The sequence below is a fragment of the Allostreptomyces psammosilenae genome (assembly GCF_013407765.1).
GTDB classification, from domain to species: domain Bacteria; phylum Actinomycetota; class Actinomycetes; order Streptomycetales; family Streptomycetaceae; genus Allostreptomyces; species Allostreptomyces psammosilenae.
Map to the genome: position 1 here is coordinate 3,392,470 of NZ_JACBZD010000001.1, position 13,818 is coordinate 3,406,287.

A 13,818-nucleotide genomic window follows, 5' to 3' on the forward strand; every position below is an offset into this window, starting at 1 on the left:
CCGGCCCGCCGGCGGGTACCTCCCGGCGGACAGCGGCGGCACGCGACCGCCGTCCCGGTAGGCCACCGCGAGGGAGCTAACGCATGACCGAGAAAGCCGAGGCCGCTGGAGCGGCGGAGCCGACGAGCGACGCCGCGTCCGGGTCCACCGCCCAGCCCACGCCCGCCCAGCCCACGCCCGCCCCGACCCCGTCGGCCGACGCCGCGGCGCCGCAGGACGCGGTGCCGGCCGACGCTGCCGCGCCGGGCGAGTCGGCCGCACCGGGCGAGTCGGCCGCGCCGGAGTCGGCCGCGCCGGAGCCGGGCGAGCCGAACGAGTACACGGCGGACGTCGTCGTGGTCGGCGCCGGCCCCGCCGGTTCGACGACCGCCTACCACCTGGCCCAGGCCGGTCTGGACGTGGCGCTGCTGGAGAAGACCTCCTTCCCCCGGGAGAAGGTCTGCGGCGACGGCCTCACCCCGCGGGCCACCAAGCAGCTGATCGCCATGGGCATCGACGTCTCCGAGGAGGCGGGCTGGCTGCGCAACCGCGGCCTGCGGATCATCGGCGGGGGCACCCGGCTGGAGCTGGACTGGCCGGACCTGGCGAGCTACCCGGACTACGGGCTGGTGCGCCGCCGCGAGGACTTCGACGAGCTGCTCGCCCGGCAGGCCGTCAAGGCCGGGGCACGGCTGTACGAGCAGACCAACGTCACCGATCCCGTGCTGGACCCGCGCACCGGGCGGATCGTCGGCGTCCGGGCGAAGGTCGGCCCGGGCCGGCGCCCGGCGGTCTTCCGCGCCCCGCTCGTCGTGGCGGCGGACGGCAACTCGACCCGGCTGTCCCTCGCGATGGGGCTGCACCGCCGCCAGGACCGGCCGATGGGCGTGGCGGTGCGCACGTACTACGAATCGCCGCGCCACGACGACGACTACCTGGAGTCCTGGCTGGAGCTGTGGGACCGCCGGGATCCGGCCAATCCCAAGCTGCTGCCGGGCTACGGCTGGATCTTCGGCATGGGCGACGGCACCTCGAACGTCGGCCTGGGCCTGCTGAACACCAGCTCCGCCTTCAGCACCATCGACTACCGGGAGCTGCTGCGGGCCTGGACGGCGAGCATGCCCGAGGAGTGGGGCTACACCGCCGAGGGCCAGCGCGGGCCGGTGCGCGGGGCCGCGCTGCCGATGGGCTTCAACCGCAAGCCGCACTACACCCGCGGGCTGCTGCTGGTGGGCGACGCCGGCGGCATGGTGAACCCCTTCAACGGCGAGGGCATCGCGTACGCCATGGAGTCCGGCGCGCTGGCGGCGGAGGTGATCGCCCAGGCGCTGGGCCGCACCACGGTGGGCGGGCGGGAGCGGGCGCTGCACCGCTACCCGCAGGTGCTGAAGGACACCTACGGCGGCTACTACACGCTGGGCCGGGCGTTCGTGAAGCTGATCGGCAATCCGACGGTGATGCGGATCGCGGCCGACCGCGGCCTGACCCACCCGATGCTGATGCGGTTCGTGCTCAAGCTGCTCGCCAACCTGACCGACCCCTCCGGCGGCGACGCCATGGACCGGGTGATCAACGGGCTGGTGCGGATCGCGCCCGCCTCCTGACCACGAGCGCGGCGTCTCCCTGCGGCGGTCCGCCGCAGGGAGGCGCCGCGCGGCGTTTTCCGGCAATTGTTTCTTTCCGCCCTGCGGCATGGCGGGGAAATCCGGATTTCCGCCGGTGACCGCCGGGGATTTCTCCGGGGTGCGCGACTGGGCCACGCGGGGGTGCGTGGGGGGTGCGCGGGGCGGGGCGGGCGTTCGGCCGCGCGCCGTCGGGGGGCTCGGGGCCGTCCGTCGGGCCTCGGCGCGGACGGGGGGTCCTTCGTGCGAGTGAACCTGCCGGCGGGGCCGCCCCTGTGTCGGTGGTCCCGGGAGCGTCCGGCTGGGGGCGATGCTGAGGGTCAGGTTCCCCTTACATACTCGACTGCCCAAGTCAAGTTTTGACCGGATGGTGCAGTTGTGCTAGCTGACCAGCGCGAATGAGTCCGTCGAGGCCGGAAAAATCACTCCTCGACCGATAGTCGACTACCCACCGTCGCAATCTCTGCATGTCCATGTCTGCTTTGCGGGTCGCTTGGTGGTGAAGATCACAAAATCGAGACGTGGAGGCGTGTCGCACATCACAGCTCGACAGGCATAAGATGCAGGCGTTCCGGGGCTTGTGAAGCAAGTCACATACTCCGGGCGTACAGGAGTGTGCACGGTCCGCAGGGAGTCCACGACTGAGGGGAGGACTCGGCCGATGAACCCGTACGTGCCGATCCTCGTGCTGGGCGGCCTCGCTGCCCTCTTCGCGGTCGGCACCGTCGTGACCGCGGCGGTGACCGGTCCCAGGCGGTACAACCGCGCCAAGCTCGAGGCGTACGAGTGCGGCATAGAGCCGACCCCGCCCGCGCGGGGCGGCGGACGGTTCCCGATCAAGTACTACCTGACGGCGATGCTCTTCATCGTCTTCGACATCGAGATCGTCTTCCTCTACCCCTGGGCCGTCAGCTTCGACGCGCTCGGCCTGTTCGGGCTCGTCGAGATGCTGCTGTTCATCCTCACCGTCTTCGTCGCCTACGCCTACGTGTGGCGCCGCGGCGGCCTGGACTGGGACTGAGCGCGGACGCCAGGAGCGGCGGAACGGCGAACACCGGATCGCGACGGAAGACCACCCCGCGACCGGGCGCCCAGCACCGGGCGCCCGGCGCCCACCGGGAACGCGGGAGAGGAGGCAAGGAATGGGCATCGAGGAGAAACTGCCGAGTGGGTTCATGCTGTCCACGGTCGAGGCGGTGGCCGGCTGGGTCCGCAAGAGCTCCATGTTCCCGGCGACCTTCGGGCTGGCCTGCTGCGCCATCGAGATGATGGCCACCGGCGCCGGCCGCTACGACCTGGCCCGGTTCGGCATGGAGGTCTTCCGGGCCTCCCCCCGGCAGGCCGACCTGATGATCGTCGCCGGCCGGGTCAGCCAGAAGATGGCCCCGGTGCTGCGGCAGGTCTACGACCAGATGCCGAACCCCAAGTGGGTCATCTCCATGGGCGTGTGCGCCTCCTCCGGAGGCATGTTCAACAACTACGCGATCGTCCAGGGCGTGGACCACATCGTCCCCGTCGACATCTACCTGCCCGGCTGCCCGCCCCGGCCGGAGATGCTGATGGACGCCATCCTCAAGCTGCACGAGAAGGTGCAGCACATGCCGCTCGGCGTCAACCGGGAGGAGGCGGCGCGCGCCGCCGAGGAGGCGGCCCTGAAGGCGGTCCCGACGATCGAGATGAAGGGGCTGCTGCGGTGAGCGTCAACGGCAACGGGCCCCGGGGCGGCGAACGGCCCGCCGGCCACACGGCGGACGAGCACGGCGCGGTCGTGCCCAGCCAGCCCGACCCCGGCGTCGGCGAGGTGATCTCCACCCGCCGCGGCATGTTCGGCGTCCGCGGCACCGGCGACACCTCCGGGTACGGACGGCTGGTGCGCACCGTGCGGCTGCCCGCCGGCACCCCCCGCCCCTACGGCGGGTGGTTCGACGAGGTGGCCGACGAACTCGAGGGCGCGCTCGCCGAGCAGCAGGAGGCCGGCGAGGGCGTCGGTCCCGAGGCGGCGCTGGAACGCACCGTCGTGGACCGCGGCGAGATCACCTTCCACGTCCGCCGGGAGCACCTGCTCCAGGTGGCCCGCACGCTGCGCGACGACCCCGCGCTCCGCTTCGAGCTGTGCCTCGGGGTCAGCGGCGTGCACTACCCCGAGGACGCCTCCCGGGAGCTGCACGCCGTCTACCACCTGCGCTCGATCACCCACAACCGGCTGATCCGGCTGGAGGTGGCCGCGCCCGACGCGGACCCGCACATCCCCTCGATCGTCAGCGTCTACCCCACCAACGACTGGCACGAGCGGGAGACCTACGACTTCTTCGGCATCGTCTTCGACGGCCACCCGGCGCTGACCCGGATCCTCATGCCGGACGACTGGCCCGGCCACCCGCAGCGCAAGGACTACCCCCTCGGCGGCATCCCCGTCGAGTACAAGGGTGCCCAGGTTCCCGCGCCCGACCAGCGGAGGTCGTACAACTGATGGCAGGAGACACCACCGGCCCCGCGCTCGGCGGCCACCGCGAGACCACCGAGGGACGGGTCTTCACCGTCACCGGCGGCGACTGGGACGAGATCACCCAGGCCGCCGCCGAGGCCGACGACGAGCGCATCGTCGTCAACATGGGCCCCCAGCACCCCTCCACCCACGGCGTGCTCCGGCTGATGCTGGAGATCGACGGCGAGACCGTCACCGAGGCGCGCTGCGGCATCGGCTACCTGCACACCGGCATCGAGAAGAACCTCGAATACCGCAACTGGACGCAGGGCACCACGTTCGTCACCCGCATGGACTACCTGATGCCGCTGTTCAACGAGGCCGGCTACTGCCTCGCCGTGGAGCGGCTGCTCGGCATCACCGACGAGGTGCCCGAGCGCGCCAGCGTCATCCGGGTGCTGCTGATGGAGCTCAACCGGATCGCCTCCCACCTGGTGGCCATCGCCACCGGCGGCATGGAGATCGGCGCGCTCACCGTGATGACCTTCGGCTTCCGGGACCGCGAACTCGTCCTGGACGGCCTGGAACTGGTCACCGGCCTGCGGATGAACCACGCCTTCATCCGCCCCGGCGGCCTCGCCCAGGACCTCCCCGACGGCGCCGTCGGCGAACTGCGCGACCTCGCCAAGCTGCTGCACGAGCGCATCCCCGAGTACGAGAAGCTCTGCGTCGGCAACCCCATCTTCATGGGCCGGCTGGTCGGGGTGGGCCACCTCGACCTCGCCGGATGCATGGCGCTCGGGATAACCGGACCGGTGCTGCGCTCCACCGGGCTGCCGCACGACCTGCGCAAGTCGCAGCCCTACTGCGGCTACGACAGCTACGACTTCGAGGTGCCGGTCACCGACACCGCCGACGCCTACGGCCGCTTCCTGCTGCGCGTGGCGGAGATGAAGGAGTCGCTGCGGATCATCGACCAGTGCCTGGACCGGCTCGAGCGGCCCGGCCCGGTCATGGTCGCCGACAAGAAGATCGCCTGGCCGGCGCAGCTCGCCCTCGGCCCGGACGGCCTCGGCAACTCCCTCGACCACATCCGGCACATCATGGGCACCTCCATGGAGGCCCTGATCCACCACTTCAAGCTGGTCACCGAGGGCTTCCGGGTGCCGGCCGGACAGGCGTTCGCCGCGGTGGAGTCGGCCCGCGGCGAACTCGGCGTACACGTCGTCAGCGACGGCGGAACCCGCCCCTACCGGGTGCACTTCCGCGACCCCTCCTTCACCAACCTCCAGGCCATGGCCGCGATGTGCGAGGGCGGCCAGGTCGCCGACGTCATCGTCGCCGTGGCGTCCCTCGACCCCGTGATGGGAGGTGTCGACCGGTGACGGACACCCACGCCACGCCCCCCGCCGAGCCGGTGCACCCGGCCGGTGACCGCCCCGGCGGCCCCACGGCGCTCGGCATGCCCGCGCTCCCCGCCCCGCCCTACCCGCCCGAGGTGCGCGAACGGCTCGCCGCCGACGCGCGCGAGATCATCGCCCGCTACCCCGGCAGCCGCTCCGCGCTGCTGCCACTGCTGCACCTGGTGCAGTCCGAGGAGGGCTGGGTCAGCCGCACCGGCATCGCCTTCTGCGCCGAGCAGCTCGGCCTGACCGACGCCGAGGTCACCGCCGTCGCCACCTTCTACTCGATGTACCGGCGGCGGCCCGGCGGCGACTACCAGGTCGGCGTGTGCACCAACACGCTCTGCGCGGTCCTCGGCGGCGACCGCATCTACGCCGAACTCCAGGAGCACCTCGGCATCTCCGGCGGCGAGACCACCGAGGACGGCGCCATCACCCTCGAACACATCGAGTGCAACGCCGCCTGCGACTTCGCCCCCGTGGTGATGGTCAACTGGGAGTTCTTCGACGACGCCACGCCCGAGTCGGCCCGCCGCCTGGTGGACGACCTGCGCGCCGGCCGCGGCGCCACCCCGACCCGCGGCGCCCCGCTGTGCACCTTCCGGCAGACCGAGCGCATCCTGGCCGGCTTCCCCGACGAGCGCCCCGGCGCCGTCGACGCCGGCGGCAGCGCCGGCCACGCCTCCCTCGCCGGCCTGCGGCTGCTGCGCGAGGAGGGCGCGCCGCCCGCCGCGGCCGCCGCCGGCGGGGCCGCGCCGGCCGAGCCCGCGCCGGCCGAGCGGATGGCCGCCGAACACGACCGTGAGCGGCGCGAGCACACCCCGAGCAGCTCCGACGCCCCGCTGGCCACCTCCGACTCCCCACCCCGAGACCGCGAGCGGCGTGCCGGCGACGGCCCGGAAGGGAGGAAGTAGGCGATGAGCCCCGACACCAGCCACCCCGGCCCCACCAAGGGCGAGGCCGCCACCGACCTGCTCGCCCCGGTGCTGAGCGCGCACTGGGACGAGCCGGACAGCTACACCCTCGACGGCTACCTCCGCCACGACGGCTACCAGGGCCTGCGGACCGCCTTCGGCATGCCACCGGACGACGTCATCGCCTACGTCAAGGACGCCGGCCTGCGCGGCCGCGGCGGCGCCGGCTTCCCCACCGGGATGAAGTGGCAGTTCATCCCGCAGAACGACGGCAAGCCGCACTACCTCGTCGTCAACGCCGACGAGTCGGAGCCCGGCACCTGCAAGGACATCCCGCTCCTGCTCGCCAACCCGCACGCCCTCATCGAGGGCATGATCATCGCGGCCTACGCCATCCGCTCCTCCCACGCCTTCGTCTACCTGCGCGGCGAGGTCGTCCCCGTGCTCCGGCGACTGCACGCCGCCGTCGCCGAGGCCTACGCCGCCGGCTACCTCGGCCGCGACATCCTCGGCTCCGGCTTCGACCTCGACATCACCGTGCACGCCGGCGCCGGCGCCTACATCTGCGGCGAGGAGACCGCGCTGCTGGACTCCCTCGAAGGCCGCCGCGGCCAACCCCGGCTCCGCCCGCCCTTCCCGGCCGTCGCCGGCCTCTACGCCTGCCCCACTGTCGTCAACAACGTCGAATCCATCGCCTCGGTTCCCGCGATCCTGCACCGCGGGAAGGAGTGGTTCCGCTCCATGGGGTCGGAGAAGTCCCCCGGCTTCACCCTCTACTCGCTCTCCGGACACGTGAAGCGCCCCGGCCAGTACGAGGCCCCCCTCGGCATCACGCTGCGCCAGCTCCTCGACCTCACCGGCGGCATCCGCGAGGGCCACCGGCTGAAGTTCTGGACCCCGGGCGGCTCCTCCACCCCGATGTTCACCGACGAGCACCTCGACGTCCCGCTCGACTACGAGGGCGTGGCCGCCGCCGGCTCCATGCTCGGCACCAAGGCCCTGCAGATCTTCGACGAGACCACCTGCGTGGTCCGCGCCGTCACCCGCTGGACCGAGTTCTACGCCCACGAGTCCTGCGGCAAGTGCACCCCCTGCCGCGAGGGCACCTACTGGCTGGTGCAACTGCTGCGCCGGCTCGACGCCGGCCAGGGCAGCGAGGCCGACCTCGACAAGCTCCAGGACATCGCCGACAACATCAACGGCAAGTCCTTCTGCGCCCTCGGCGACGGCGCCGCCAGCCCCATCTTCTCCTCGCTGAAGTACTTCCGCGACGAGTACCTGGAACACCTGCGGCTCGGCCGCTGCCCCTTCGACCCCGACGCCGCCACCGTCTTCGGCCCCGGCCGCTCCGGCGCCGCCCGCGCCCACACGCCCGACACCCCCGGCGGCAACGGCCCCACGCGCGCCCCGCACGGCCCCGGCGACACCACCCGCGCCGGCACCGCCGGCGACACCGGCGCCGGCCGCGCCGGCGACACCCCGGGCGTCACCGCCACCGCCGAGGAGGTCATCGCATGACCGTCACCACCAACGCCCCGGCCGGCCCCCGGCCGCCGGCCCCACCCGAGGAGACGGTGACCTGCACCATCGACGGCGTCAGCGTCACCGTGCCGAAGGGCACCCTGGTGATCCGCGCCGCCGAACTCCTCGGCATCACCGTCCCCCGGTTCTGCGACCACCCCCTGCTCGACCCGGTCGGCGCCTGCCGGCAGTGCATCGTCGAGATCGAGGGCCAGCGCAAGCCGGTGGCCTCCTGCACCATCCCGGTCGCCGACGGCATGGTCATCCGCACCCAGCTCACCTCGCCGGTCGCCGAGAAGGCCCAGCGCGGCGTGATGGAACTGCTGCTGATCAACCATCCGCTGGACTGCCCGGTCTGCGACAAGGGCGGCGAGTGCCCCCTGCAGAACCAGGCCATGTCCTCCGGCTCCCCGGAGACCCGCTTCGACGGCGTCAAGCGCACCTTCCCCAAGCCCGTCCCGGTCTCCACCCAGGTCCTGCTCGACCGCGAACGCTGCGTGCTGTGCGCCCGCTGCACCCGCTTCTCCGAGCAGATCGCCGGCGACCCCTTCATCCAGCTCACCGACCGCGGCGCCGACCAGCAGGTCGGCATCGCCGAGGGCGAGCCGTTCCGCTCCTACTTCTCCGGCAACACCATCCAGATCTGCCCGGTCGGCGCCCTCACCTCCGCCGCCTACCGGTTCCGCGCCCGCCCCTTCGACCTGGTCTCCTCGCCCACCGTCTGCGAGCACTGCGCCGGCGGCTGCGCCCTGCGCACCGACCACCGCCGCGGCAAGGTGCTGCGCCGCCAGGCCGGCGACGACCCCGAGGTCAACGAGGAGTGGAACTGCGACAAGGGCCGGTTCGCGTTCCGCTACGCCCAGCTCCACGACCGGCTCACCACCCCCCTGGTCCGCGGCCAGGACGGCGAACTGCGCCCCGCCTCCTGGCCCGAGGCGCTGCGCCGGGCGGCCGACGCCCTGACCGCCGCCCGCGGACGCGCCGCCGCGCTGCCCGGCGGACGCGTCACCGTCGAGGACGCCTACGCCTGGGCCAAGTTCACCCGGCTGGTGCTCGGCAGCAACGACGTGGACTTCCGCGCCCGGGTGCACAGCGCCGAGGAGGCCGACTTCCTCGCCGCGCACGTCGCCGGCCGGGCCATGGAGGTCGTCTACGCCGACCTGGAACGCGCCCCGATGGTGCTGCTCGCCGGCCTGGAGCCGGAGGAGGAGTCCGCGGCGGTCTTCCTGCGGCTGCGCAAGGGCGTGCGGAAGAACCGGGTCGCCGTCGCCTCCCTCGCCCCCTTCGCCTCGCGCGGCCTGCGCAAGCTCGACGGCACGCTGCTGCGGGCCGCCCCCGGCACCGAGACCGACTGGCTGCGCGCCCTGGCCGAGGACATCGACGGCCCCGGCGAGGAGGCCGCCGAACGCGCCGCCGACCTCGGCGAGACCGGCCGCGCCGTCCACCGGGCGCTGCGCACCCCCGGCGCCCTGCTGCTGGTCGGCGAACGGCTGGCCGGCGTGCCCGGCGCGCTCACCGCCGCCGCCGACCTGGCCGCGGCCACCGGCGCCCGGCTCGCCTGGGTGCCGCGCCGCGCCGGCGAGCGCGGCGCCGTCGAGGCCGGCGCGCTCCCCGGGCTGCTGCCCGGCGGACGCCCCGCCACCGACCCCGCCGCCCGGGCCGAGACCGCCGCCGTGTGGCGGATCGCCGAACTGCCCGGCGGCTTCGGCCGGGACACCGCCGCCATCATCGACGCCGCCGCCTCCGGCGAACTCGACGCCCTGGTCGTCGGCGGCGTCGACCCGAACGACCTGCCCGCCCCGCGCCGGGCGCTGGCCGCCCTGGAACGGGTGCCCTTCCTGGTCAGCCTGGAGCAGCGGCCCAGCGAGGTCACCGCGCTGGCCGACGTGGTGCTGCCGGTGGCCGCCGTCGCCGAGAAGGACGGCGCCTTCGCCACCTGGGAGGGCCGGCTGCGGCCGTTCCGCCGCGCCCTGCGCGAGGACCAGCACGACCGGGAACGCCTGCTGCCCGACCTGCGGGTGCTGGACATGCTCGCCGACGCCGCCGACGTCCACCTCGGCCTGCCCGACGTCTACGCCGCCCGCCGGGAACTCGACGAGCTGGGCACCTGGCAGGGCGAGCGCCCCACCGCGACGCTGGCGGCCGCCCTGCCCGAGCCGACCGCCACCGTCCCCGCGCCGGTCGCCGGGGAGGCCGTGCTGGCCGGCTGGCGGCAGCTGCTGGACGAGTCCCGCCTCCAGGAGGGCGAACCCCACCTGGCCGGCACCCGGCACGAGGCGCTGGCCCGGCTCTCCGCCGCCACCGCCGCCTCGGTCGGCGTCGAGGCCGGCGCGCCGCTGCGGGTCAGCGGCCCCGACGGCCACGTCGAACTGCCGCTGGAGATCACCGACATGCCGGACGGCGTGGTCTGGCTGCCGCTCGGCTCGGTGACCTCGGGGGTGCCGCGCCGCACCGGCGCCCTGCCCGGGCAGCTCGTCCGGATCGAACCGGGCACCCGGATCGCCCGCCCGGCCGGCGGCTGCGGAACCGGCGGCGGCTGCGCCTGCGCCCCCGGCCGGGCCGCCCAGCCGCCGGCCGCGGGCAGCGACGGCGAACCGAGCCCGCTGACCGAGAAGGGAGAGCGGTGATGCGTCCGCTCGTGGCGGAGGACCTGAGCTACTTCGGCACCGACCCCTGGTGGCTGGTGGCGCTCAAGGTCGTCGTGGTCTTCGCGTTCATCCTGCTGACGGTGCTCGTCACCATCGTCTGGGAGCGCAAGGCCGTCGCCTACATGCAGATGCGCGTCGGCCCCAACCGCACCGGCCCCTGGGGCACCCTGCAGTCGCTGGCCGACGGCATCAAGCTGATGCTGAAGGAGGACATCGTGGTGCGGGCGGCCGACCGCCCCATCTACGTCCTCGCGCCGATCGTCGCCACCGTCCCGGCGTTCCTGGCCTTCGCGGTCATCCCCTTCGGGCCCCCCGGCAACGAGGTCTCCATCTTCGGCACCCGCACCGCGCTGCAGCTGACCGACCTGCCGGTGGCGCTGCTGTACATCCTGGCGGTCACCTCGGTCGGCATCTACGGCCTGGTGCTGGCCGGCTGGTCCTCCGGCTCGACCTACCCGCTGCTCGGCGGGCTGCGCTCGGCCGCGCAGGTGATCTCCTACGAGATCGCCATGGGCCTGTCCTTCGCCGCCGTCTTCCTGCAGTCCGGTTCGATGTCCACCTCGGCCATCGTGGACGCGCAGCAGGACACCTGGTTCGTGCTGCTGCTGCCGGTCTCCTTCATCGTCTACATCATCGCGATGGTCGGCGAGGTCAACCGGGCCCCGTTCGACCTGCCGGAGGCCGAGGGCGAGCTGGTCGCCGGCTTCCAGACCGAGTACTCCTCGATGAAGTTCGCGATGTTCATGATGTCCGAGTACATCAACATGATCACCGTCTCCTCGGTCGCGGTGACGCTCTTCCTCGGCGGCTGGCGCGCCCCCGCCCCCATCACCCTGTTCTGGGAGGGCGCCAACAGCGGCTGGTGGCCCCTGCTGTGGTTCGTCATCAAGGTGCAGCTGCTGCTGTTCTTCTTCATCTGGCTGCGCGGCACCCTGCCCCGGCTGCGCTACGACCAGTTCATGGCGCTCGGCTGGAAGGTCCTCATCCCGATCTCCATGGTCTGGCTGGTGATGGTGGCCGCCGTGCGGGCGCTGAACGCCCAGGGCGTGGACGTCCGCTCCATGGTGCTGGTCGGCGCCGGAGCCATCGTCGCCGTGCTGCTGCTGTCGATGCTGTGGGACACCTTCCGCGCGGCCCGCGGCGGCCCGCGGCCGGAGCCCGGACAGGCCGCCGCGCCCACCCCGAGCGAGCCGCCCACCGACGCCGGCTTCCCCGTACCGCCCCTGCCCGGCCAGACCCTCCCGCCGGTGCCCCGCCGCCGGCCGCGCCACCAGGGCGAGCGCGAGCACGCCGGCGCGGCGTCCGGGACGTCCACGTCCGCAGCCCCGTCCCACAAGGGAGCCGATGATGCCTGAGATCCCCCTCGGCCCGGCGGCCGGATTCGGCGTGACCCTCGGGGCCATGTTCCGGCCGCCCAACACCGAGTTCTACCCCGAGCAGAAGAAGCCGACGAAGCCGCGCTTCCACGGGCGGCACCAGCTCAACCGGCACCCGGACGGGCTGGAGAAGTGCATCGGCTGCGAGCTGTGCGCCTGGGCCTGCCCGGCCGACGCCATCTACGTGGAGGGCGCCGACAACACCGAGGAGGAGCGCTACTCCCCGGGCGAGCGCTACGGCCGCGTCTACCAGATCAACTACCTGCGCTGCATCCTGTGCGGGCTGTGCGTGGAGGCGTGCCCGACCCGCGCGCTGACCATGACCAACGAGTACGAGCTGGCCGACGACAGCCGCGCCGACCTGATCTACACCAAGGAGCAGCTGCTGGTCGGCCTCACCGAGGGCATGGTCGCCCCGCCGCACGCCATGTACCCGGGCACCGACGACGACGACTACTACCGCGGCCGGGTCACCGGGGCCGCCCCCGGCACCACCACCCAGCCGCGCGGCTCCGGGGCGCCGGCCAACATCGCCGACGGCCACGCCGACCCGGACCTCACCGAGGGGGTCGCCGAGGCGACCACCGAACACCACGAGGGGAGGATGGTGTGATCCCCGACGCCACGACCCTGCTGGCCGCCACCACCTCCTCCGCCGAGGCGGTGCAGTTCTGGGTGCTGGGCACGGTCGCCGTGCTCGGCGCGCTCGGCACGGTGCTGATGCGCAAGGCCGTGCACAGCGCGCTCTGCCTGGCCGCCGTGATGATCGTGCTGGCCGTCTTCTACATCGCGCAGGGCGCCGTCTTCCTCGGCGTCGTGCAGGTGGTCGTCTACACCGGCGCCATCATGATGCTCTTCCTGTTCGTGCTGATGCTGGTCGGCGTGGACTCCTCGCAGTCGCTCACCGAGACGCTGCGCGGGCAGCGCTGGGCCGCGGCCGTCGCGGCGCTGGGCTTCGCGCTGGTCCTCGCCGGCGCCGTCTCGCGCGCCGGGCTGGACACCTTCACCGGCCTGGCCGGCGCCAACGCCTACGGCAACGTGCAGGGCATCGCCGTGCTGCTGTTCACCCGCTACGTGTGGGCGTTCGAGCTCACCGGCATCCTGCTGATCACGGCGGCCGTCGGCGCCATGGTGCTGACCCACCGCGAGCGCACCGAGCCGCGTCGCGGCCAGGCCGCGCTGGCGGCCGAGCGGATCCGGCGCGGCGAGCAGATCACCCCGCTGCCCGCGCCCGGCGTCTACGCCCGGCACAACGCGGTGGACATCCCGGCGCTGCTGCCCGACGGCACGCCGCTGGTGACCAGCGTGAACCCGGTGCTGCGGGCCCGCGGCCAGATGCGCGAGGCGTCCGAGTGGCGGCTGCCCGCCACCCGGCTCGCCGGCGGCCTGGCCGAGGTGCCGCGGGTCGACCCGGTGCTGCCGGCCGTGGAGCCGGTCGGCGCCGACGACCCGTGGGCCGGCCGCACCGCCCTGACCGGCCCGGCGGGCGGGGAGCACTCCCCGCTCGCCCCGAACGGCTCCAACGGCTCCAACGGCGCGAACGGGACGAACGGCGTGAACGGAAGCAACGGCAGCCGCGCCACGGAAGGAGCCGACCGGTGAACCCGACGAACTACCTGTTCCTGTCCGCGCTGCTGTTCTCGATCGGCGCCGCCGGGGTGCTGACCCGGCGCAACGCCATCGTCGTGTTCATGTGCGTGGAGCTGATGCTGAACGCCTGCAACCTGGCGCTGGTCACCTTCGCCCGCATGCACGGCAACCTCGACGGCCAGATCGTGGCCTTCTTCACGATGGTCGTCGCGGCGGCGGAGGTCGTCGTCGGTCTCGCGATCATCATCGCCGTCTTCCGCACCCGCCGCTCGGCCTCGGTCGACGACGCCAGCCTGCTGAAGAACTAACGACCGGCACCAGCCCGGGAGGAGAAGTCGGC

At 73.2% G+C, this 13,818-nt stretch carries 11 protein-coding genes and 1 pseudogene; all 12 read left to right on the plus strand.

What is annotated here, in order from left to right:
- The first annotated feature begins 83 nt into the window (after positions 1–83).
- The 12 genes and pseudogenes from FHU37_RS13930 to nuoK all read left to right on the plus strand — a co-directional run bounded on the left by FHU37_RS13930 (position 84) and on the right by nuoK (position 13,786).
- The gene (locus FHU37_RS13930) at positions 84–1,583 is read left to right on the plus strand and encodes a geranylgeranyl reductase family protein (RefSeq protein ID WP_246449871.1); all 1,500 of its coding nucleotides are present in this window, start codon (positions 84–86) and stop codon (positions 1,581–1,583) included.
- Between the two features lie 679 nt (positions 1,584–2,262).
- Complete coding sequence (locus FHU37_RS13935) at positions 2,263–2,622, plus strand: NADH-quinone oxidoreductase subunit A (RefSeq protein ID WP_179814492.1); 360 nt, start codon at positions 2,263–2,265, stop codon at positions 2,620–2,622.
- A 121-nt stretch (positions 2,623–2,743) separates the two neighbouring features.
- Positions 2,744–3,298 (plus strand): NuoB/complex I 20 kDa subunit family protein, encoded by a 555-nt coding sequence (locus FHU37_RS13940; protein WP_179814493.1) that lies wholly within the window; start codon positions 2,744–2,746, stop codon positions 3,296–3,298.
- A 71-nt stretch (positions 3,299–3,369) separates the two neighbouring features.
- Positions 3,370–4,071 (plus strand): NADH-quinone oxidoreductase subunit C, encoded by a 702-nt coding sequence (locus FHU37_RS13945; protein ID WP_312892768.1) that lies wholly within the window; start codon positions 3,370–3,372, stop codon positions 4,069–4,071.
- Positions 4,071–5,411, plus strand: a complete 1,341-nt coding sequence (locus tag FHU37_RS13950) for an NADH-quinone oxidoreductase subunit D (protein WP_179814495.1) — start codon at positions 4,071–4,073, stop codon at positions 5,409–5,411. Before FHU37_RS13945 ends, FHU37_RS13950 begins: the two co-directional genes overlap by 1 nt.
- A 77-nt stretch (positions 5,412–5,488) precedes the next feature.
- Positions 5,489–6,343 carry an NADH-quinone oxidoreductase subunit NuoE gene (nuoE, locus tag FHU37_RS13955; RefSeq protein WP_179816270.1) on the plus strand — a complete coding sequence of 285 codons (855 nt, stop codon included), beginning with the start codon at positions 5,489–5,491 and terminating at the stop codon, positions 6,341–6,343.
- Positions 6,344–6,346: 3 nt separating this feature from the next.
- Positions 6,347–7,678 (plus strand): annotated as a pseudogene (gene nuoF / locus FHU37_RS13960) (NADH-quinone oxidoreductase subunit NuoF); the annotation flags it as partial.
- Between the two features lie 179 nt (positions 7,679–7,857).
- Entirely contained in the window at positions 7,858–10,491 is a 2,634-nt protein-coding gene (locus FHU37_RS13965) for an NADH-quinone oxidoreductase subunit G (RefSeq protein ID WP_179814497.1), read from the plus strand.
- The gene (nuoH, locus tag FHU37_RS13970) at positions 10,491–11,867 is read left to right on the plus strand and encodes an NADH-quinone oxidoreductase subunit NuoH (RefSeq protein WP_179814498.1); all 1,377 of its coding nucleotides are present in this window, start codon (positions 10,491–10,493) and stop codon (positions 11,865–11,867) included. Before FHU37_RS13965 ends, nuoH begins: the two co-directional genes overlap by 1 nt.
- A complete protein-coding gene (gene nuoI, locus FHU37_RS13975) occupies positions 11,860–12,501 on the plus strand; it encodes an NADH-quinone oxidoreductase subunit NuoI (RefSeq protein ID WP_179814499.1) in 642 nt (213 codons plus the stop codon). Before nuoH ends, nuoI begins: the two co-directional genes overlap by 8 nt.
- A complete protein-coding gene (locus FHU37_RS13980) occupies positions 12,501–13,490 on the plus strand; it encodes an NADH-quinone oxidoreductase subunit J (protein WP_179816271.1) in 990 nt (329 codons plus the stop codon). The genes nuoI and FHU37_RS13980 overlap by 1 nt, the downstream gene beginning before the upstream one ends.
- Positions 13,487–13,786, plus strand: a complete 300-nt coding sequence (gene nuoK, locus FHU37_RS13985) for an NADH-quinone oxidoreductase subunit NuoK (RefSeq protein WP_179814500.1) — start codon at positions 13,487–13,489, stop codon at positions 13,784–13,786. The genes FHU37_RS13980 and nuoK overlap by 4 nt, the downstream gene beginning before the upstream one ends.
- The last annotated feature ends 32 nt before the right edge of the window (positions 13,787–13,818 follow it).